Raw genomic sequence first — 20016 nt, forward strand, 5'->3', positions numbered from 1 at the left:
CTCGGGTGCCGCGAGTACGCTGGAGCGACCCGAGCCTTGGAGTGATCATGCCGTTCCGCACCCGCCTCGCCGTGCCCGCCATCGCGGTCGCCCTCCTGCTGACGCCGGCCCTCGCCGGCTGCGGCGTCGTCGAGTCGGCCGTCGACCAGGCCACCGGAGGGCAGGTGAGCGTGGGCGGCAAGCTGCCGAAGGGCTGGCCCGAGGAGGTTCCCATCGTCGACGGGAAGATCCTGGTGGGTGCCGGCGGACAGGGCGACGGTGGCAGCGGATGGATCGTGACCGTCGACGCTGCGGCGGCGGATCCCATCGCGGAGGCCACCACGCAGCTCGAGAACGCCGGCTTCAGCGTCGACAGCGACGCCGAGGCCTCGACGGACGACGGCGGCTTCGTCGCCATGAAGAACGAGAACTACAGCGTGCTGGTGGCGGGCACCAAGGATGGCCTGCTCTACACCGTGACGCCCCTGCCGGCTGGCTGAGCTCGGTCCGCAGCGACCGCCCTCAGGCGAACAGCGGCGCGCCCACGTACGAACCCTCACGGGCCCCGGGCGGGATCGCGAAGATCGCCGAACCGACATGCTTGATGTACTCGTTGAGGGCATCGGCCGCCAGGCTGCGCTGGATGCCGATGAACTGCTCCGGTGAGCGCTGGTACGACATGAAGAACAGGCCGGCGTCGAGGCGTCCGAGCTCGTCGTTGCCGTCGACGAAGTTGTAGCCGCGGCGCAGCAGGCTGGCGCCCTTGTTGACGGTCGGATGGGCCAGGCGCACGTGAGCGTCGGTGTCGATCGCCGGCGTGCCCGCTCCGGTCTCGGCCTCGAAGTCGGGCTCCGTGAACTCGGTGCCACCCGAGAGCGGCGCGCCCTCGCCCTTGTCGCGTCCGATCACGCGCTCCTGTTCCTCGAGTCTGGTGCGGTCCCAGGTCTCGATGATCATGCGGATCTTGCGGGTGACGAGATAGCTGCCGCCGGCCAGCCAGGCTGGGGAGTCCGTCGATCCCACGAAGACCTGGTCGTCGACCAGCTTCGTGTCCTCCGACTTCACGTTCGCCGTGCCGTCCTTGAATCCGAACAGGTTGCGGGGGGTGAGCTGAGACGTCGACGTCGAGGAGGTGCGGCCGAAGCCGAGCTGCGACCACCGGATGGAGGCGCGGCCGAAGGCGATGCGGCTGAGGTTGCGGATGGCGTGAACGGCCACCTGCGGGTCGTCGGCGCAGGCCTGGATGCAGAGGTCGCCCCCGCCGAGCTCCGGCCGGAGCGAATCGCCGGAGAATCGCGGAAGCCTGGTGAGCAGCTCGGGGCGCTGAGCGGCGATGCCGAAGCGGTCCTCGCCGTCCTCGGTCGAGAACAGCGTCGGGCCGAAGCCGAACGTGATCGTGAGGCCCGCCGCCGGAAGCCCGAGGGCCTCGCCGGTGTCTGCGGGCGGCGCCAGCGGCGAGCCGCCGACGGCTCCGCCATCCGTCACCTCGAGCCCTTGAGTCATGCGGGCGGCGGCGTAGGTCCAGTCCTGCAACAGCTCGATGAGGTCGTCGCGGCCGGCTCCTGCAGCCATGTCGTACGAGGCGAAGTGCAGGCGGTCCTGGGCCGGTGTCGTGATGCCGGCCTGCCTGGTGCCGTAGAAGGGGTAGATCGCATTGCGCTGCGATGAGGCGGATGCGGCAGCTGTTCCGGCCGCGGCCCCTGCTGCTCCGCCGACGACGAGCCCGGCGGCTCCGGCGCCGACGAGGCCGAAGAGTCCGCGGCGGGAGAGGCCGGACGGGCGGCCACCGGTCGCGTCGGCAGCACTCTCCGCCGGCTCGGCAGCGCTCGTGTTCTCGGGCGCCGAATCGGGGCCGGCGTCAGGATTCATCCCGCTCATGGTACTTCCTGTTGCCGTGGAAAAGCCTGACGGGCCGGACTGCGGATGCTCTCCGCGGACCGGCCCGCTTCAGGGTGGTCGGGTTACGCGCCGAGCACCAGCGCCGTGAGCTGCGAGAGCGGCTCGGAGAGGGCGTTCACCTGGTCGGAGAGCTCCTTGCGCTGCGCATCCGTCACCGTCGTGTAGTCGACGAAGCCGTCGTCGATGCTGCCGTACTGCGCGAGCAGCGCATCGAGGGCGTCGAACTCGCTCTGGATGTCGTCGACGAGCTTCTCGCCGTCGTCGCCCTTGCTGCGGGCGATGGCCTCGACGTTGCCGAAGGCCACCTCGGCGCCCTGCACGTTGGCCTGGAAGTCCGTGAGGTCGGTTCCCGACCACCAGTCCTCCTCGCCGCTGATCTTGCCGCTGGCGACCTCGTCGAGCAGGCCGATCGAGCCGTTGCTGATGTCGGCGACGCTCACCGTGAAGTCGTCGGCGTTCACGAGGTCGTGCAGCTGCTGCGTGTCGGTGACGAGCCCGGCCGCGAATGCTGTGCGCTCGGCCGTCGTCGACGGTGCCCAGTCGAGGAAGGCGCTGGTGCCGTCGGAGTTGAGGTCGCCCTGCGCCGGCGGCCAGAGGTCCTTCTCGATGCGGTGGAAGCCGGTCCAGTCGAGGCCCTCGGCCACGGCGTCGACCTCGCGGTAGTCGATCTTCGGGTCGAGATCGCCGAACGCCTCCGCGGTGGGCTCGATGCGCTCGTAGAAGGCGCGGGTCTGGGCGAACAGCCCACGCGCCGTCTCGTCGTCGCCCGAGGCGTACGCCGTCGTGAAGGCGGCGACGGCGGGGATGAGCTCGCCGACCTGCGAGCGGATGTAGGCGATGTAGTTGGTCACGGCGGCGTCGTTGAGCTCTGCTGCATCAGCGTCGACGGCGGTCGCGTCACCGGTGACGGTGAACTCGGCCAGGCCAATGGGGGAGCCGATGAGTTGGAACTTGCACGCGGTGTAGTAGGTGCCCGGCTCGAGCTGGGCGACATAGGAGACCGTCTGGCCCGGCGTCACGTTCTCCTTCTCGCCGACGATGCGCAGCTTGTCCTCGGCGAGGATCTCGAACTCGTTCACATCGGTGCCGGTGTTGCTGAGCTCGAACGTGACGGCTCCGGATGCCGTCGTGTCCGTCGCGACATCGCAGGCGTCGTCGGTGATGGCGACGGCGACCGCGGAGCCCCCTGCGTTGTTGGGCACGCAGCCCGTGAGGGTGAGGGCGATCAGCCCAGCGCCGGCCAGGCCGACGGACAGAGTTCTCTTCATGGATGGTCTCCTGTGATGGACGTGCTGCTGTGGAAAGGGATCAGGCCGAGCGAGGTGCGGCGCCGCTGTCGGCGAGGGCGGCCTCCGGAGTGCGGAGGGCCGTCGGTGCCGAGGGTGCCGGGGCTGCCGGTGCCGTGCGGGTGAAGACCTGCCGCAGGAAGAGTGCGGTGACGACCGTGGCGTACCCGACCCAGCCGATGACCTGGGCCCAGGTGGGCTCGGGCGTGAAATTGAACACGCCGCCGAGGAGGGTGCCGTACCAGCTCGAGGGCGGGATGGCGCCGGCCAGGCTGTACGCGGGCTGCCCCCACCCGGGGATGACGCCCGCCTCCTGCAGATCGCCGATGCCGTAGGCGAAGACGCCGGCGGCGACGAGGATGAGGAACAGGCCGGTCCAGGTGAAGAAGCGCGACAGGTTGATGCGGATGAGTCCGCGGTAGATCAGGTACGAGATGGCCACGGCCGTGATGATGCCGAGCACGGCCCCGATCGTGGCGATTCCGGCGTCGCCGCTAGAGTTCACGGTCGCCCACACGAACAGGGCGGTCTCGATGCCCTCGCGGCCGACGCTGAGGAAGCCGAGGACGACGATGCCGGATGCCGCGCCGGTGAGGGCGACGTCGAGCTTGGACTGCAGGTCGTGCTTCAGGCCGCGGGCGTGGTTGCCCATCCAGAAGATCATCCAGGTGACGAGGGCGACCGCGAGGATCGACAGTGTGCCGCCGAGGATCTCCTGGGCCTGGAAGCTGAGTCCGTACGGGCCCCACGTGAGGATGGCGCCGACGCCGAGCGACAGCACGATGGCGAAGCCGATCCCGAACCAGAGCCTCGGGAGCACGTCGCGACGGCCGAGCTTAGAGAGGTACGCCACGAGGATGCCGACGATGAGTCCGGCTTCGAGGCCTTCACGCAGGCCGATGAGAAAGTTTGCGAGCACGCTGATTCCGAGGGGAGCAGGAGAGAGGGGGAGCGATGGTAAGGCTTACCTAACCGGCTTCGACTCTAACCCGCGCTCCCGATGGTGTCCAGCCCGAGTGCTGTCCACCCGGCCTAGAATCCATCCTGGGTGCACGCCCACGATGAACTTCCAGGGGAACGGGGCAGCGATGGCGAATCGAGCGGATCGAGCCGTGTTCGTCTTCCCCGACGCCCGCTCCGCCGTCGCCGTCGCGGGCGGGACCATGGCCCGGGTGGTCGAGGAGGGCGGCACGTCCACGCTCATCACGGCCCTGCCTCTCTCGGCGGGCGAACTCGACGCTCTCGCCCGCCTCACCGGGGGCGACCACGTCGTCGCGACGGGTCCGAGCGACGTCGTCGACGTGGCGGAGAGCCGTGCCGCGACGGTGCTGATCGCGCCCGGGGTCGCGACGCCGGCCGCCTCCGCCGTGGCGCGCGCGGCCGGAGACGCCGCGCTGCTCCTCGGGGTTCCCCTGTACCGGGTGACGGATGCCGCTGCCCCCGACGGCCCGGTCCCCGATGACAGCCCACCCGCCCGCCGCATCGACGTCGGACTGCAGCGCGACGCCAAGCTCGACGCCCTGGCCGTGCTGGGTGGCGCGACGGCAGCCACCACCGCGGCCGCCGGCGCCCCCACCGAGAGCTTCGAGAGGGTCGAGGAGCGCACGTCGGGGCCGAGCGCTGCGCCAGGGCGAGCGGCATCCGTCACCGAGACCAGCACCCTCGGCAACCGTCTTGGCACGGCCGCTCTCGCCCTCGTCATCGGCGTCGTGTTCGGAGCCATCGGAACCGTCGCCCACACGACGTCGGTCTCCATCGCAGGCATCGACATCCCCATCGGGTTGATCCTCTCCGTCATCGCGGTGGTCTCGCTGCTCGTGGGTCTGCGGCTCGTGATCCACGACAAGCTCGTGGTCGGTGCCTGCGCCGTCGGGGTCATCGGCATCGTGGCCCTGTTCACGCTTCCGAGCACCGGCGGTTCCGTCCTCATCCCGCAGGGGATCGCGAGCGTCATCTGGACCGTGACACCGGCGTTCACCGCGGCGCTGGTGCTGGCCTGGCCGTCGCTGCCACCGCGCGCCGAGCGTCAGCATCGCGCGACAGCGTGACGCGCCGCCTCGCGCGGGACGCCGGCCCTGCCGCGACTCCCGTTCGGGTTGCGTAGACTTGCCAGTACGCCGTTGAAGGGACTCCTGCACCGTGACCTATGTGATCGCTCTTCCCTGCGTGGACGTCAAAGACCGCGCCTGCATCGACGAATGCCCCGTCGACTGCATCTACGAGGGCGAACGCTCGCTGTACATCCACCCCGATGAGTGCGTGGACTGCGGAGCCTGCGAGCCGGTCTGCCCCGTCGAGGCGATCTACTACGAGGACGACCTGCCCGAGCAGTGGGCTGACTACTACAAGGCCAACGTCGAGTTCTTCGACGACATCGGATCCCCCGGTGGAGCGGCCAAGATCGGCGTGATCCCGAAGGACCACCCGGTCATCATGGCGCTGCCGCCCCAGGCCCACTAGAGCCGGCGTCCGCGTGCTGAAGCCGCTGCCCGACTACCCCTGGGAGTCCATGGCGCCGTTCGCCGAACGCGCTCGTCGTCATGCCGACGGGATCGTCGACCTGTCGATCGGATCACCGGTCGATCCGACGCCCGCCGTCATCCGCGATGCCCTCTCCGCGGCGACGGATGCCCACGCCTACCCGCTCACGGTCGGCACCCCGGTGCTGCGTCAGGCCATCGTCGACTGGTTCGAGCGTCGCCGTGGGGTCACCGGACTGACCGAACGCAATGTCCTGCCGACGATCGGTTCGAAAGAGCTCGTCGCGCTGCTGCCGTTCATGCTCGGGGTCTCCGAGGGCGATGTGGTGGTGCACCCGCGGGCCGCTTACCCGACCTACGCCATCGGCGCCGCGCTGGCGGGGGCCGAGGCTCTCGCCTCCGACGACCCGGCCGAGTGGCCGGAGGGCACGAAGCTCATCTGGCTCAACTCCCCGGGCAACCCCGACGGCCGTGTGCTCACCGTCGACGCCCTGCAGGTCGCCGTCGCCCGGGCGCGTGAGCTCGGCGCCGTGATCGTGAGCGACGAGTGCTACGCCGAGCTCGGTTGGGACGCCCCGTGGAGCGAGGAGCGCATCTCGAGCATCCTCGACCCCCGGGTGATCGGGCAGAACCGCCGCGGAACCCTCGCCATCTACTCGCTCAGCAAACAGTCCAACATGGCCGGCTATCGAGCTGCCTTCGTGGCAGGATGCGGCGACATCGTCGCCCAGCTCACCACCGTGCGCAAGCACGCGGGCCTCATGGTGCCGGCACCCCTTCAGGAGGCGATGGTGGCCGCCCTCGGAGACGACGAGCACGTCGACCACCAGCGCGAGCTCTATCGGGCCCGTCGGGCCGTGCTGCTGCCGGCGGTGCAGGCCGCGGGCTTCCGCGTCGACGCCAGCGAGGCCGGCCTCTACCTCTGGGCGACCGAGGGCCGCGATGCGTGGGAGAGCATCGACAGGCTCGCCGACCTCGGCATCCTGGCCGGTCCGGGACACTTCTACGGCGACATCTACCCCGAGCACGTGCGCTTCTCGCTCACGGCGACGGATGAGCGCATCGCGGCTGCGGCCCGGCGCCTCTCTGCTCGCTGAGGGCCCGACCTGTCGCATCCGTCAACGGATGCCGCCCCGCTTTGGCCGATGCGACAGTATGCCGCCGTGCCGATTAGGCTGTATGCGGGGTTCTCACGGGTGCTTCACAGAGCACTGCCGTGTTCCCCGCCATGATCTTCAAGCGCTCAGGAGGCGATGTGGGCAACGAGGCACTGGACGGCCAGTCACAGAAGGCTGTACTCAGCTACCCGGGCGGTCAGGCCGAGTTCCCGATCCTGCCGAGTGCAGACGGGGCATCGAGCATCGACTTCTCGACGCTGACGAAGCAGACCGGCCTGACGAGCCTCGACTACGGGTTCGTGAACACGGCTGCCACGAAGTCGGCGATCACCTACATCGACGGTGACGCCGGCATCCTCCGCTACCGCGGTTACCCGATCGAGCAGGTCGCGAAGAACGCCACCTTCCTCGAGACGGCCTGGCTCCTCATCTACGGAGAGCTGCCGACGGCGAGCGAGCTGAGCGACTTCGACAACCGCATCCGTCGCCACACGCTCCTGCACGAGGACCTGAAGAAGTTCTTCGGCGCGCTCCCGCACGACGCTCACCCGATGTCGGTGCTGTCGAGCGGCGTCTCGGCGCTGTCGACCTACTACCAGGACTCGCTGAACCCGAAGAACCCCGAGCACGTCGAGCTCGCCACGGTGCGCCTGCTTGCGAAGCTCCCGGTGATGGCGGCGTACGCCCACAAGAAGTCGATCGGCCAGGCCTTCCTGTACCCCGACAACTCGCTGAGCTTCGTCGACAACTTCCTCAAGCTCAACTTCGGCAACCTCGCCGAGATCTACGAGGTGAACCCCGTGGTCTCGCAGGCCCTCGAGCGGCTGCTCATCCTGCACGAGGACCACGAGCAGAACGCCTCGACGTCGACGGTGCGCCTGGTCGGCTCGACCGAGGCCAACCTGTTCGCCTCGGTGTCCGCAGGCATCAACGCCCTCTTCGGCCCCCTGCACGGAGGCGCCAACGAGGCGGTCCTCACGATGCTGGCCGAGATCCGCGACTCCGGCGAGGGAGTGGCACGGTACGTGGAGCGGGTGAAGAACAAGGAGGCCGGAGTGCGCCTCATGGGCTTCGGCCACCGCGTGTACAAGAACTACGACCCGCGCGCCAAGCTCGTCAAGGAGAGCGCGGATGCCGTGCTCGAAGCTCTCGGAGTGCAGGACCCGCTGCTCGACATCGCCAAGGAGCTCGAGCAGATCGCGCTCGAGGACGACTACTTCAAGGAGCGGAAGCTCTACCCCAACGTCGACTTCTACACCGGCGTCATCTACAAGGCGATGGGCTTCCCGACGCGGATGTTCACGGTGCTGTTCGCCATCGGTCGCCTTCCCGGCTGGATCGGCCACTGGCGCGAGATGAACGAGGACCCGCAGACCAAGATCGGCCGCCCGCAGCAGCTCTACACGGGTTCGGTCGAGCGCGACTGGCCCGTCCGCTGATCCACTCGCCAGGCCAGGAGACGAGAACACCATGCCCCAGCTGATCACCGAGGACGACCTCCAGAAGCTCGACGAGAGCTACGAGGAGATCGTGGACCTTCCCGACGACCTCGCCGAGGCCGGCGACGAGATCCCGCTCTCTCCCGACGAGCACCGCGAGATGGCCGACGTCATCGAGGCGTGGGCCACGGACACCGCCGCCTACACTCTCGGCGGCGAGCTCACTGCTCCGCTGCTGCTGCTCATCGCGGCCGAGCACCGGCACGCAGCCGGCGACACCGAGCACGCGCACAGGCTGGCCGGCCAGGCACGCGACCACGCCGATGCCGAGCCCTTCGAGGCGCACCCGACCTTCATCGAGTTCGCCCTCGTGGCCGGCGACGGCGAGACGGCTGCGGCCCTCGCGGCCGAGGTGCTCGATGCCCGCCCCGTCGATCTGGCCTTCTACACGATGATCGGCGAGTCCTACGAGGACAACGGCGACGAGATCACCGCCGAGCGCTGGTACACCCTCGGCCTCGAGATGATGGCGAGCACCGAGAACACCGACGACCCGGAGTACCTGGGGCTTCTCATCAGCCGCTCCATGCTGCGTCGCGACCTCGGTCTGCCGCTCGACGACTTCGACCAGCAGCTCGAGCGGTTCACCGAGGACTGAGCTCCCCTCCTACGAGGTCGGCCCCCTGGGCACGGCCGGTTCTCGGGCGACTCCTCCGGCTCAGCCCGCGCGCGCTGCCTTCGGCGTGCGCTCCGGCACCGTCGACGGGATTCCCCGCGAGAACAGCAGCGACAGGAACGCTATGACGATCAGCCCGAAGAAGGCGACGCGGAGCGACGACACCTGGGCCTGGCTGTAGATCGTCGTGAGGCTCGCGGCATCCGTCGTCGACAGGCCCGCCTCCTCGGCCACGGTCTCCACAGTGGAGGCCGGGATGATCTCCACACCGCCCTCGGTCCGCTCCGAAATGGTGCCCTTCACGTCGTCCGGCAGGTCGCTGCCGACGACACCCGCCGCGAACGACGTCGACAGGGCACCGATGAGTACCGAGCCGATGAGCGCGGTTCCGAGCGATGAGCCGAGGTTCTGGAACACTCCCTGCAGCCCGCCCACCTCGCTGGTCTGCTCGGACGGCACGCTCGACATGTTGACGTTTCCGAGCTGCGACGCGAGCAGGCCGAGGGCCGAGCCTGCCGTGAACATTCCGATGCCGAAGATGACGCTGCGGAGGTCGTCGGAGACCGAGGCGAGCAGGATGACGGCGCTGCCGACGAGGATCGCCTGGCCGGTACGCACGATGCGCCGCGGAGACCAGCGCTTCGAGAGCAGGGTGCCGACGAACGAGAAGAGGATGAGCGAAACCGACAGCGGGAAGATCTTGATCCCGGTCTCGAGTGCGTCGAGGCCGAGCGTCATCTGCAGGTAGACGGGCACCATGAAGAACAGGCCGGCCGTGATGGCGTACTGGGCGCCGAGCACCGAGAGACCGCTGCGCAACTGGGTGATCGAGAACATTGACACCAGCAGCAGTGGGGGCCGGCCGGCGTCGACGAGGTGCCGCTGACGGATGAAGAAGATCCAGAGCAGCAGCGTGGCGATGAGGATGAGCCAGGCGGTGGGAGAGATGCCGAACGGCGCGATCGGGACGCCGTTGATCTCCGGGGGAGCGAGCGGGATGATCCAGCCCCAGACCTTGCTCTGGAGCATGCCGAAGACGAGCAGCACGAGGCCGGCGGCGGAGAGCAGCACGCTCGGGACGTCTATGCGTACGGCACGCGGCGGCGTGGCATCCGTGATCACCCGCGCGAACAGCACGACGACGGCCATGATGACCACCTCGGCCACGAAGACGTAGCGCCAGCTGAAGTAGGTCGTGACGAAACCGCCGATGAGCGGACCCGCCGCGACGGCCGCGCCGGAGACGGCACCGATGATGGCGTAGGCGGTCGCGCGAGCCGAGCCGGTGTAGTTGTCGGCGATGAGCGCGGCGATGGCGGGAATGACGAGTACCGCACCGAGACCCTCGATCACCGACCAGCCGAGGAACAGGACACCGATGTTCGGCGCGAGCGCCGTCATGAGTGAGCCGGTGGCGTAGATGATCGAGCCCACCACGAACGCCCGTCGACGACCCCAGACGTCACCGAGCTTGGCACCCAGCAGCATGACGGATGCCATGGTGAGCGTGTAGAACGTGATGGCGGCCTGCATGGCCGAGACCGTGGTGTCGAGGTCCTCCACGACAGTGGAGATGGAGACGTTCATGACCGTGCCGTCGAGCACCATGACGAACTGTGCAGCACCGAGGATGATCACGACGGACCACTTCTTCACGAACCCACCTGGCTTCCCGAGCTGGCGCTCCCGGTCAGTATGGCAGCGCAGCACGCGTCGGGTGACAGCGGAGAACCGCGCGTCGTCACGAGCGGGGCGCTGCTACTGCTTCGCCTTCAGAACCAGAGTGTCCTTGGCTGATTTCTCGACGGCCGACACCGTGAACTTCCACGGGCGGGTGCGGTTGGTCTGCCAGAGCGGGGTCTGATCGTCGTAGTTCGGGTGGAAGGCGTGGCCCGATGCCCCGGTCAGGTTGACCCAGGTCGAATCATTGAAGTCGGCCAGGCTGATCACCTGGCGCATCGACGGAACCCAGTGCACGTCGTAACTGCTCTCCTGGGCATCCCAGCCGACGGCGTTCACGACCGACGAGCTGCCGCCCACGGGGTATGGACCGCGGTTGAACAGCCATTCGATGGGAGCGATGCCCGACTCGCCGAAGCTGGCGTGGGTGAGTTCGAGGGTGTGCAGGCTGCCCCACGACCAGCGCTTCGGATCCGTGCCCATCGACTCGACGCCCTCGTCGTAGGCCTGCTCCGCCGCGTAGGCGAGCATGGCGTCGCGTCCCTCGATGCCGAGCTTCTCGTTCGTCCACCACGGCGACTCCGGCTCGTCGAGCAGCGATCCGACGACGCCGAACCACCTGTCGCCGCCGCCTGGCTTCGTGCCCTCCGGCAGGTTGTCGTCGAACATGGCGCCGAGGAGGTGCCGCCAGGTCATGTTGAAGTAGGCGGCTGCCGCGCTGTCGACGTCGTCGCGGTGGTCCCACTTCTCGAGCAGAGCCGCGCCCTTCTTCGCGTCGCCCGACAGCTTCAGTTTCGCGATGATCGGGGCGAGAGCCACGGCGTTCAGGTCGGTGTTGTCGGCCTGGATCGAGGCCATCGTCTTCATCGTGATCTTCTTCTTCGCCGCCACGACGTCCTGCAGGCGGGTCGTGATCTGCTGGGCCCTGTAGCCCAGGTCCCAGTCCTTCGTGATGAGCGAGGGGTAGTCCTGGCCCACGGCGGCGTTGTTCGCCGTCACGATCAGGCCGCTGGCCGGATTCAGCAGGCTCGGCAGCGAAGCGAACGGGATGTATCCGCTCCAGCCGTTCTTGCTCGTCCAGCCGGGCAACGGAAGGGTTCCGTCTCCGGACTTGCGCACGGGGATGAGCCCGGGAGCCTGATAGCCGATGTTGCCGTCGACATCGGCGTAGAGCAGGTTCTGCGACGGCACGTCGAACACCGCGGCCGCAGCCCGGAAGTCGTCCCAACTCCTGGCTCTGTCGAGGGCGAAGATGGATGAGGCCGTTCGGCCGGGGGTCAGGGCGGTCCACTGCAGCGACAGCTGGTAGTCGCCCTCCGGCAGGTCGGCGGAGGCCGGATACTCGGCCGCGATCGTGCCGAAGGCGTCCGTGATCCCGGTGATGAGCGGGCCGCGCTCGGTCGAGCGGATCTCGATGTCGACGGGGTCGCCGCCGGCCACGTTGATGGTCTCGGTGTGGGAGCGCAGGGCGACCTGGGCTCCGTCGAGCTCGTACTCATCGCCCGAGACCTTCTCCAGGTAGAGATCGGCGACGTCGGGCCCGAGATTGGTGAAGCCCCACGCGACCTTGTCGTTGTGCCCGATGATCACGCCGGGAACGCCGGAGAAGCTGTACCCGGCGACGGCGAACGGACACTCCGCGGTCACCTCGACGCAGCGCAGGCCCACCTGGTACCAGACCGAGGGCATCACGGCACCGAGGTGGGGGTCGTTGGCGAGGATCGGCGCCTCGGTGTCGGTGAGGGCGCCGGATGCGACCCACGAGTTGGAGCCGATCTCGTTGCCGGCCGGTCCGATGAGCTCGGGGAGGGCCGCGAGAGTGCTCTGCAGCTGGCGGAGGACGGGCGCTGCTGCCGTGGCGGCATCCGTCGTCTCCGTGTTCGACAGGGGAGTGTTCGAGAGGGGAGTCGACGAGACGGATGCCGGAGCCGCGACGGCGCCGCCCACGATCGTCGGGTGCGTGGCGAAGGGGTACTCAGGGTGCAGTTGCGCCACCTCGGCCGGGCTGAGGGCGGTGGAGAGCAGGGCGCGGTCGATCTCGTCCTCGAGGTTGGAGCGCAGGTCCCAGGCCATGGCCTTCAGCCAGGCGAGCGAATCGGCCACGGTCCACTTGTAGGGCGTGTAGCCGGGGTTCTGCAGGCCGAGCACGGCGTACTCGAGCGAGATGTCGGCGCCGGAGTGCGACTTCAGGTAGGCGTTCACGCCGTCGGCGTACGCCTCGTAGTAGCTCAGCGTGGTCTCGTCGAGGAGCTCGACCTCCTTCTCGGCGACGGCGCGCCAGCCGAGGGTGCGGATGAAGGTGTCGGTGGGCACCTGGCTCTCACCGAAGAGTTCCGCGAGCCGCCCGCTGGTCACGTGGCGGCGGAAGTCCATCTCCCAGAAGCGGTCCTGGGCCGTCACGTAGCCCTGGGCCATGAACAGGTCGGTCGCCGTCTCGGCGACGATCTGCGGGATGCCGGCGGAGTCGCGGTAGACGGTGACGTCGCGGTGCAGCTCGGAGAGGTCGACACGACCCGACATCGTCGGGAAGGACCGTTGCACGGTCCAGACGCCGACGCCCGCGGCGATGAGGGCGAGCACGAGTACGCTGACGAGGAGGCCGATCAGCACCTTGATACCGCGGTGCCTGCTCGTGCGGGGGGAGTCGGTGCCCACGTCACTCCTTCGTGATCATCGCCTATGCAGTCTGGGCAGCCTATCCGTTCACCGTGGTGCCGCCGGGGAGGCGATCCGATGAGTCTCGCCCCAGCGGGGAGTCAGGCGTGCAGGGCCTCGTTCAGCAGGATGCCGCGACCACTGCGCGCGAGCACCTCGACGGCGCCGGACACCGAGTTGCGGCGGAAGAGCAGGTTGGGCACTCCCGAGAGGGTCGCCGCCTTCACGCTGCGCTGGATCGGGTTCGACGGGTCCACCACGACGACCTTGGTGCCCGCGGTGACGTAGAGGCCGGCCTCCACCACGGTGTCGTCGCCGATCGAGATGCCGATGCCCGAGTTCGCCCCGAGCAGGGCGCGCTCGCCGATGCTGACGCGCTGGGTGCCGCCGCCCGAGAGGGTGCCCATGATCGAGGCGCCGCCGCCGATGTCGCTGCCGTCGCCCACGACAACGCCCTGCGAGATGCGGCCCTCCACCATGGAGGTGCCGAGGGTTCCCGCGTTGAAGTTCACGAACCCCTCGTGCATCACGGTGGTGCCGGGGGAGAGGTGCGCACCGAGGCGCACACGGGAGGCATCCGCGATCCGCACCCGCTCGGGCACGACGTAGTCGATGAGACGCGGGAACTTGTCGAGGCCGAGGGCGCTGATTCCGGCGCGCTGCAGCGTCGGGCGCAGGCGCGCGAAGTCATCGGGGTGCACGGGGCCGGCCGTCGTCCAGGCCACGTTCGGGAGGTGTCCGAAGATGCCGTCGAGATTGAGGGTGTTGGGGGCGACGAGCAGGTGCGAGAGCAGGTGCAGCCGCAGGTACGCGTCGGGAGTCGATGCCGGTGCCGCATCCAGGTCGATCTCGACTGTGACGACCTCTGTGCGCACGTTCCTGCGATCGTCGGGGCCGCCGGCGTTCTCGAGATCGAGGGGCACGGATGCCGCATCCGGCCGCGTGCCGAGCTGCGGCGCCGGGAACCAGGTGTCGAGCACCGTGCGGTCGCCGGAGATGGTGGCGAGGCCGTGGCCCCAGGCTGCGCGGGCGGACGAGGGTGCGGAGGCGTCGGTCTCAGGCATGCCCTCCAGCGTAACGGCGGCGGGAGGCGCAGCATCGCGATCAATAGACTGGAGGCATGCCGGTGAACGACGTCTCCACGCCCGTGCTCGACCTGTCGGCTGACGTCGTCGCCATCACCAGGGCCATCTGCGACATCGAGTCGGTCTCCGGGAACGAGACCCCGCTGGCGGATGCCATCGCCACCGCGCTCGCGGGCTACGCGCACCTCGAGGTCATCCGCGACGGCGACACCATCGTGGCCCGTACGAATCTCGGTCGAGACAAGCGCGTGGTCATCGCCGGCCACATCGACACCGTTCCGCTCAAGGACAACCTGCCGACCCGGTTCGAGACCGAGGATGGCGTGGACTACCTCTGGGGCCGGGGAACCGTCGACATGAAGGGCGGAGTGGCCGTGCAACTCGCCCTCGCCCCCGAACTCACAGACCCTGTAGTCGACATCACCTGGCTGTTCTACGACGGCGAGGAGGTCTCATCCGACAAGAACAGCCTGGGACGCCTCGCCCGCAACAGTCCCGAGCTGCTCGAGGGCGACTTCGCGATCCTCGGAGAGCCGAGCAACGCCTCGGTCGAGGGAGGCTGCAACGGCACCCTGCGGGTGGAGCTGCGGGCCTTCGGGCAGCGCGCGCACTCGGCGCGGTCCTGGGTCGGCGACAACGCCATCCACAAGGTCGGCCCGCTGCTCGATCGCCTGGCGGCCTACGAGCCGCGTTCGGTCGAGGTCGAGGGGCTCGTCTACCGGGAGGGCCTCAACGCCGTCGGCATCACGGGCGGGGTCGCCGGCAACGTCATCCCCGATGAGGTGATGGTGCATGTGAACTACCGATTCGCGCCGAGCCGCACGGCGGCCGAGGCCATCGAGCACCTGCGCGAGCTGTTCCCCGAGTACGAGCTCACGGTCGTCGACCAGGCCGAGGGCGCCAGGCCCGGCCTCGACGCCGAACTCGCCCAGCAGTTCCTCGCCGCTGTGGGAGCCGAGGCGAAGCCCAAGTACGGGTGGACCGACGTGGCACGCTTCAGTGCCCTCGGCATTCCCGCCGTCAACTTCGGTCCCGGCAACCCGCTGCTGGCCCACCACGACCAGGAGCGTGTGCCCGTCGACGAGATCACCGAGTGCGCCCGGGCGCTGCGTACATGGCTGAACGGGCGCTGACCCGCGGTTCCGAGCGGCGCGACTCGGAACGACCGCAGAGGCGGGTGCTGCCCATCGCCGTGGTCGTGCGCTGGCGGATCATGCCGTGGTGGCTGCGGGTCGTCATCGTTTACGCCGCGTCGCGCGTGGTCACGACGGCTCTCATGCTGGTGCTCGCCGGCATGCAGGAGGCGAACCCGTGGACAGGGGCGCACCCCGCGTACGCCGCCTTCGCCAACATCTGGGACGGCCGCTGGTACGAGATCATCGCCGGCTACGGCTATCCGAGAGAGCTCCCGGTGACGGATGACGGCCACATCGGCGAGAACGCCTGGGCGTTCATGCCCGGCTACCCCGCGCTCGTGCGCGTGCTCATGGAGGTCACCGGCCTGCAGTGGAGCGGCCTCGCGGTGTTCGTCTCCGTGGCGTTCGGGCTGGGGGCCGCGCTGCTGTTCCACCGCCTGCTGCGCACCCGCCTCGACGCATCGACGACGCTGTTCGCCGTCACCCTGTTCTGCTTCGCGCCGCTGTCGCCGATGCTGCAGGTGGGATACGCGGAGTCGATGTACCTCTTCCTCCTCACCCTCGCCCTGCTGCTTCTCGTGCGGCGGCGCTACTGGCTGCTCTTCCCCGTGGTCACCGTCATGGCGCTCACCCGTCCGAGTGGCCTGGCGTTCGCCCTCGCTCTCGGACTGCACGTCGTCCACCGCTGGTTCACCCGCTCGCGCGACCCGTTCCCGGCACGCGAGATCGTCGCATCCGTCTCCGTCACGATCTTCACCGGGCTGATGGGGCTGGCCTGGCCGGCAGCCGCCTGGATCGTGACGGGCAGCATCACGGCCTACACCGACACCGAGCTGGCCTGGCGTGCGCCCTACATCGGCTATCAGGAGCTCATTCCGTTCACGGCGTGGTTCCAGAGCGGAGCCTGGTGGCTCGGGTCGCCGACCGGCTACATCGTGGTCTCGGCTCTCATCGTGGGATTCGGAGCCGCGCTGTTCCTTCCCGCGGTGCGGCGGCTGGGCGTCGACCTGCGGTTCTGGGTGGCGAGCTACGCACTGTACCTGCTCGCCGTGTTCTTCCCGCAGTCGAGCACCTTCCGACTGCTGACACCGTTGTTCCCTCTGCTGGGAGCCCTCGCGCAGCCGCGCTCGCGGCTCTACAGGACGGCCCTGGTGCTCGTCTTCATCGCTCTGCAGTGGGGGTGGCTCTACATCTGCTGGGCCTATATCGGCTACGACTGGAGCCCGCCGTGACGGCACCGCGACGGCCGGGTCGTACTGGGGGCACGGTCGTGATTTCGGATAGTACTCCCAGCAGGGGATAATAGAAGCAGTCTTGCCACGAAAGGGGAACTCAATGGCGGCGATGAAGCCACGTACTGGTGACGGACCGATGGAGGCCGTGAAGGAGGGTCGTCTCATCATCGTTCGCGTTCCACTGGAAGGCGGGGGACGACTGGTCGTCTCCGTCAACGACGCTGAGGCGAAGGAACTGCACGACGCTCTCGAGAAGGTCGTCGCGCCGGTCTAGCCTGCGCACATGTGAAGCTGGTCCGGAGCCGAGAGGCACCGGGCCAGCTCTTTGCGTCTCATCCGCGCTGCGGACGCCTTCGGGTGCGCAGCGCGATACCGGGTTCGCGCGAGTGCCCGCATCCGGAGCCATGTCGGCATATCGCGTCGACGGATGCCGCCCTCGTCGGGCTGCCCGCGGCTGGGCGTGCTCCGGGCCTGCTCCGGCTAGGAGAGCAGCTTCGAGATCTGCAGGAGCCCGTCGCCGGCCGGCGACAAGGCGCTCAGCACTGCGCTCGAGCCCGAGATCTCGGTGATCAACGAGCGGAAGCCGCTGGCCACCTCGTCGCGCTGAGCAGGGTCGGCGACGCGTCCGCGCCAGAGGGCGTGCGGAACCAGCACGGTGCCGCCGGGCTTCGCCAGGCGCAGGCCGTGCTCGACGTACTCGATGACCGACTGGGGATCGGCGTCGACGAAGACCACGTCGTAGGAGTTCTCGTTCATGCGGGGGAGCACTTCGCCGGCGCGGCCCGCGATCAGGCGGATGCGGTTGGCGGCGATCCCGGCATCGAGCAGATTCGTGCGGGCGTGCTGCTGGTGGTCGACCTCGGAGTCGATGGACGTGAGGGTCGCATCGGGCGCCCCACGCAGAAGCCACAGCCCTGAGACGCCGACGCCGGTGCCGATCTCGACGATCGCCGAAGCCGAGTGAGCCGCGGCGATGACCGCTGCCTGCGCTCCGATGGCGGGGGAGATCGGTTCGATGCCCAACTCCAGCGACTGCTGACGCGCCTTCGCGATGGATTCGGGCTCGCCGACGATGTCGTCGACGTACTTCCAGTTGAGGTCTTTGTCAGACACGTTAGCTCCCAAGATGATCGATCCCAGCCTAGAGCCGGCCCCGAGCGACGGGAGGATGCCTCGCCGCGGGTTATCCTGATGGCATGTTCGGGCTGACCTTCGAGAAACTCCTCATCATCGGGGTCATCGCTGTGTTCCTGCTCGGGCCCGAGCGCCTGCCGCACTATGCGGCCCAGCTCGGACGGCTGGTCCGTCAGCTCCGCGACATGGCGAACGGCGCCAAAGATCGCATGCGCGACGAGATGGGCCCCGACTTCGACGACGTCGACTGGAAGAAGCTCGACCCGCGCCAGTACGACCCGCGCCGCATCATCCGCGAGGCCCTGCTCGACGAAGAGCCCGCTACGCCGACGGTGTCGCGTTCGGGCGCATCCGTCGTCGCCACGGCCGGGGCCGCCGGGGTTGCTGCCGGCGCCGCCGGGATTGCTGGGGTCGCTGGAGCATCCGGGACCATCGGGGTGAATCCGAACTCCGCGTACCTGCAGAAGAAGCGGTCGGCCGAGATGGCGGCCGTTCCCACTCCGTTCGACTCCGAGGCGACCTAGGCGCTACCGCTGAGTGGCGGATGCGGGTCTGCGCTGGTCGAGTAGCGACCGAGCGAAGCGAGGACGCGTATCGAGACCACCTCCCGCCCGCGCACGCCGAGCTCGCCTGCACGCGAGTGCCACTCCTCCACACCCTCCAACGCACGTGCGGGTTTCCACAGCCTGTGGATGGAAATATCCCGGTCAGGGTGTGTATTTCGATCCTCAGTGTCGGTGGGTGTTCGTAGTGTCGAGGTATGGAGAAACTCCAGTCCCGGATGCAGGAGGCGATCGCTGCGGCGACGCCGCTCCTGGCCGAGACCACCGCGGTGGGAGTGCTGCCGGCCGCGACGGACGAGGAGCTGCTCGCCGGGGCGGCGCTCATGGAGGAGCTCGGGCGTCTGGTCGATGCCAGCCGAATCGCGTACGCCGGGGAGATCGCTGACAGGTCTCGGAAGATCCTGGGCCCGCAGGCGCTGCCCGACCGGTTCGGATGCGCCACCCCGGTGGAACTTCTGGAACGTGTCGCCCGGGTCTCCCCGCAGACTGCTCGGGCACGGCTCGCGTTGGGTACCCAGACCAGGCCGGAGCTGTCTCTGACCGGGGAGGCGTTGCCGGCCCCGTTCGATGTCGTCCGCCGCGGCCTGGCCACCGGTCGATTGGGCGTGGACTCGGCCACGATCATCACGTCCGCCCTGTCGAAGGCGATGGTGGGTCTGCCGACGGATACTCTGTCGAGGTTCCTGCCCGCCGAGCACGAGTTGGTGTGCTCGGCGATCGGCGCGGCCCCGTCGGCTGATGCTCCGGCGCTGCCGCCGGTGACTCCGTCCGAGACCGAGGTGCAGGCGTCGGTCTGGGTGCTGGCGGTGAATCCTGATGGTGCCGAACCGTCGGTGACGCAGTTCGAATCGCGGGCGTTCCGTCTGCACCGGCCCCGCAACGGGATGATCCCGGTCAGCGGATCCCTGCTCCCCGAAGTCGCCGGACACCTGCAGGCGGTTTTCGACGCGATGTGCAACCAGCGCTCCTCACTCACATTCCTCACCGACGAGGAACGTGCCGCACTCGAGGCAGCCGAGGGACCGCGGGATCCACGCAGCCGGGCGCAACGCCAGCACGATGCTCTCGCCGCCGTGTTCGCGTTGGCCGGTCGCTCCGACGAACTGCCCACCCTGAACGGGGCGTCAGCGACGATGGTCACCCATGTGCTGGCCACCGACCTCGACGCGGCCACCGGTGCCGTCACCGGTCCCGGACACGTCGACGGCCTCGACGTGCCGATATCGGCCGGTGCGGTGGAGCAACTCTGCTGCGCGAACGGCATCCAACCCGTCGCTCTCAGCGCCCACGGAGCCATCCTGCGGTTGGGAACCACGGAGAGATGCTTCAACCGAGCACAACGCCGCGCCCTCGCCGCCCGTGACGGCGGCTGTGTCATCTGCGGCATCCCACCCCAGTACACCGAAGCGCACCACGTCGTCCCGTGGGCGATGGTGAAGGCCACGCACGTATCCAACGGGGTGCTGCTCTGCTGGTACCACCACCGCACCATCACCACCAGCGGATGGCAGATCCGCATGGTCCACGGCCACCCGGAGATCAAGCCCCCACCCGCCCTCGGACCACATGTGTGGCGGCCAGCCCGAGCATCCCGAGCCCGACAGGCCGATGCCCTCCGCAGACGGTTGCGAGAGTGAGACTCCCATTCGCT

The 20016-nt window shown here is 68.7% G+C and carries 18 protein-coding genes; 11 read left to right on the forward strand and 7 right to left on the reverse strand.

All coding sequences use genetic code 11. The features are described 5' to 3' along the window. Positions 1 to 479 (forward strand): hypothetical protein (locus E4M00_RS16740; RefSeq protein ID WP_204773032.1); only part of this gene is annotated, 479 nt, incomplete at its 5' end. 22 nt (positions 480 to 501) lie between these two features. Here the strand turns inward: E4M00_RS16740 and efeB are convergent. From efeB to efeU, 3 genes are all read right to left on the reverse strand, one after another. Then, positions 502 to 1857, reverse strand: coding sequence for an iron uptake transporter deferrochelatase/peroxidase subunit (efeB, locus tag E4M00_RS16745; protein WP_420813460.1), 1356 nt, complete (start codon positions 1855 to 1857; stop codon positions 502 to 504). A gap of 83 nt (positions 1858 to 1940) precedes the next feature. Continuing rightward, positions 1941 to 3146 carry an iron uptake system protein EfeO gene (gene efeO, locus E4M00_RS16750; RefSeq protein ID WP_135121630.1) on the reverse strand — a complete coding sequence of 402 codons (1206 nt, stop codon included), beginning with the start codon at positions 3144 to 3146 and terminating at the stop codon, positions 1941 to 1943. Positions 3147 to 3186: 40 nt separating this feature from the next. Then, complete coding sequence (gene efeU, locus E4M00_RS16755; protein WP_135121631.1) at positions 3187 to 4083, reverse strand: iron uptake transporter permease EfeU; 897 nt, start codon at positions 4081 to 4083, stop codon at positions 3187 to 3189. A gap of 169 nt (positions 4084 to 4252) precedes the next feature. Between efeU and E4M00_RS16760 the strand changes: the two genes are divergently transcribed. The 5 genes from E4M00_RS16760 to E4M00_RS16780 all read left to right on the forward strand — a co-directional run bounded on the left by E4M00_RS16760 (position 4253) and on the right by E4M00_RS16780 (position 8859). Further along, positions 4253 to 5212 (forward strand): hypothetical protein, encoded by a 960-nt coding sequence (locus tag E4M00_RS16760; protein ID WP_135121632.1) that lies wholly within the window; start codon positions 4253 to 4255, stop codon positions 5210 to 5212. A gap of 91 nt (positions 5213 to 5303) precedes the next feature. Next, the gene (fdxA, locus tag E4M00_RS16765; protein ID WP_056167084.1) at positions 5304 to 5624 is read left to right on the forward strand and encodes a ferredoxin; all 321 of its coding nucleotides are present in this window, start codon (positions 5304 to 5306) and stop codon (positions 5622 to 5624) included. 13 nt (positions 5625 to 5637) lie between these two features. Then, positions 5638 to 6741 carry a succinyldiaminopimelate transaminase gene (gene dapC / locus E4M00_RS16770; RefSeq protein ID WP_275668226.1) on the forward strand — a complete coding sequence of 368 codons (1104 nt, stop codon included), beginning with the start codon at positions 5638 to 5640 and terminating at the stop codon, positions 6739 to 6741. Between the two features lie 131 nt (positions 6742 to 6872). Next, complete coding sequence (locus tag E4M00_RS16775; RefSeq protein ID WP_135121696.1) at positions 6873 to 8201, forward strand: citrate synthase; 1329 nt, start codon at positions 6873 to 6875, stop codon at positions 8199 to 8201. Between the two features lie 31 nt (positions 8202 to 8232). Beyond that, positions 8233 to 8859, forward strand: coding sequence for a hypothetical protein (locus tag E4M00_RS16780; RefSeq protein ID WP_135121633.1), 627 nt, complete (start codon positions 8233 to 8235; stop codon positions 8857 to 8859). A 60-nt stretch (positions 8860 to 8919) separates the two neighbouring features. Here the strand turns inward: E4M00_RS16780 and E4M00_RS16785 are convergent, their stop codons facing one another. The 3 genes from E4M00_RS16785 to dapD all read right to left on the reverse strand — a co-directional run bounded on the left by E4M00_RS16785 (position 8920) and on the right by dapD (position 14276). Beyond that, positions 8920 to 10533, reverse strand: coding sequence for an MFS transporter (locus E4M00_RS16785; protein WP_193555606.1), 1614 nt, complete (start codon positions 10531 to 10533; stop codon positions 8920 to 8922). 102 nt (positions 10534 to 10635) lie between these two features. Beyond that, on the reverse strand, positions 10636 to 13212 hold the full coding sequence (locus E4M00_RS16790; protein WP_240037251.1) for a penicillin acylase family protein: 2577 nt from the start codon (positions 13210 to 13212) through the stop codon (positions 10636 to 10638). Positions 13213 to 13313: 101 nt separating this feature from the next. Beyond that, positions 13314 to 14276, reverse strand: coding sequence for a 2,3,4,5-tetrahydropyridine-2,6-dicarboxylate N-succinyltransferase (gene dapD / locus E4M00_RS16795; RefSeq protein ID WP_135121634.1), 963 nt, complete (start codon positions 14274 to 14276; stop codon positions 13314 to 13316). Between the two features lie 56 nt (positions 14277 to 14332). Here dapD and dapE point away from each other — a divergent pair, with 56 nt between their 5' ends. The 3 genes from dapE to E4M00_RS16810 all read left to right on the forward strand — a co-directional run bounded on the left by dapE (position 14333) and on the right by E4M00_RS16810 (position 16942). Next, positions 14333 to 15430, forward strand: a complete 1098-nt coding sequence (gene dapE / locus E4M00_RS16800; protein ID WP_135121635.1) for a succinyl-diaminopimelate desuccinylase — start codon at positions 14333 to 14335, stop codon at positions 15428 to 15430. Next, positions 15412 to 16665, forward strand: coding sequence for a hypothetical protein (locus tag E4M00_RS16805; protein ID WP_135121636.1), 1254 nt, complete (start codon positions 15412 to 15414; stop codon positions 16663 to 16665). The genes dapE and E4M00_RS16805 overlap by 19 nt, the downstream gene beginning before the upstream one ends. A 103-nt stretch (positions 16666 to 16768) precedes the next feature. Beyond that, on the forward strand, positions 16769 to 16942 hold the full coding sequence (locus E4M00_RS16810) for a DUF3117 domain-containing protein (RefSeq protein WP_082467399.1): 174 nt from the start codon (positions 16769 to 16771) through the stop codon (positions 16940 to 16942). Positions 16943 to 17148: 206 nt separating this feature from the next. Here E4M00_RS16810 and E4M00_RS16815 read toward each other — a convergent pair whose 3' ends face one another. Continuing rightward, positions 17149 to 17781 carry an O-methyltransferase gene (locus tag E4M00_RS16815; RefSeq protein ID WP_056167097.1) on the reverse strand — a complete coding sequence of 211 codons (633 nt, stop codon included), beginning with the start codon at positions 17779 to 17781 and terminating at the stop codon, positions 17149 to 17151. A gap of 83 nt (positions 17782 to 17864) precedes the next feature. On the opposite strand from E4M00_RS16815, the gene E4M00_RS16820 reads away from it, so the two are divergent. Then, complete coding sequence (locus E4M00_RS16820; protein ID WP_135121637.1) at positions 17865 to 18326, forward strand: twin-arginine translocase TatA/TatE family subunit; 462 nt, start codon at positions 17865 to 17867, stop codon at positions 18324 to 18326. A gap of 236 nt (positions 18327 to 18562) precedes the next feature. Next, complete coding sequence (locus E4M00_RS16825; protein WP_135121638.1) at positions 18563 to 20002, forward strand: HNH endonuclease signature motif containing protein; 1440 nt, start codon at positions 18563 to 18565, stop codon at positions 20000 to 20002. Positions 20003 to 20016: the final 14 nt, after the last annotated feature.

It is taken from the genome of Orlajensenia leifsoniae (assembly GCF_004570845.1).
Taxonomy (GTDB): domain Bacteria; phylum Actinomycetota; class Actinomycetes; order Actinomycetales; family Microbacteriaceae; genus Orlajensenia; species Orlajensenia leifsoniae.

Bases quoted from the DNA above. Each gene is read 5' to 3' on its own strand.
- E4M00_RS16775 (WP_135121696.1), top strand. From the start codon at position 6,873: ATGATCTTCAAGCGCTCAGGAGGCGATGTGGGCAACGAGGCACTGGAC.
- dapE (WP_135121635.1), top strand. From the start codon at position 14,333: ATGCCGGTGAACGACGTCTCCACGCCCGTGCTCGACCTGTCGGCTGAC.
- E4M00_RS16780 (WP_135121633.1), top strand. From the start codon at position 8,233: ATGCCCCAGCTGATCACCGAGGACGACCTCCAGAAGCTCGACGAGAGC.
- E4M00_RS16820 (WP_135121637.1), top strand. From the start codon at position 17,865: ATGTTCGGGCTGACCTTCGAGAAACTCCTCATCATCGGGGTCATCGCT.
- E4M00_RS16760 (WP_135121632.1), top strand. From the start codon at position 4,253: ATGGCGAATCGAGCGGATCGAGCCGTGTTCGTCTTCCCCGACGCCCGC.
- E4M00_RS16805 (WP_135121636.1), top strand. From the start codon at position 15,412: ATGGCTGAACGGGCGCTGACCCGCGGTTCCGAGCGGCGCGACTCGGAA.
- efeO (WP_135121630.1), bottom strand. From the start codon at position 3,146: ATGAAGAGAACTCTGTCCGTCGGCCTGGCCGGCGCTGGGCTGATCGCC.
- dapD (WP_135121634.1), bottom strand. From the start codon at position 14,276: ATGCCTGAGACCGACGCCTCCGCACCCTCGTCCGCCCGCGCAGCCTGG.
- E4M00_RS16825 (WP_135121638.1), top strand. From the start codon at position 18,563: ATGGAGAAACTCCAGTCCCGGATGCAGGAGGCGATCGCTGCGGCGACG.
- E4M00_RS16810 (WP_082467399.1), top strand. From the start codon at position 16,769: ATGGCGGCGATGAAGCCACGTACTGGTGACGGACCGATGGAGGCCGTG.
- efeB (WP_420813460.1), bottom strand. From the start codon at position 1,857: ATGAGCGGGATGAATCCTGACGCCGGCCCCGATTCGGCGCCCGAGAAC.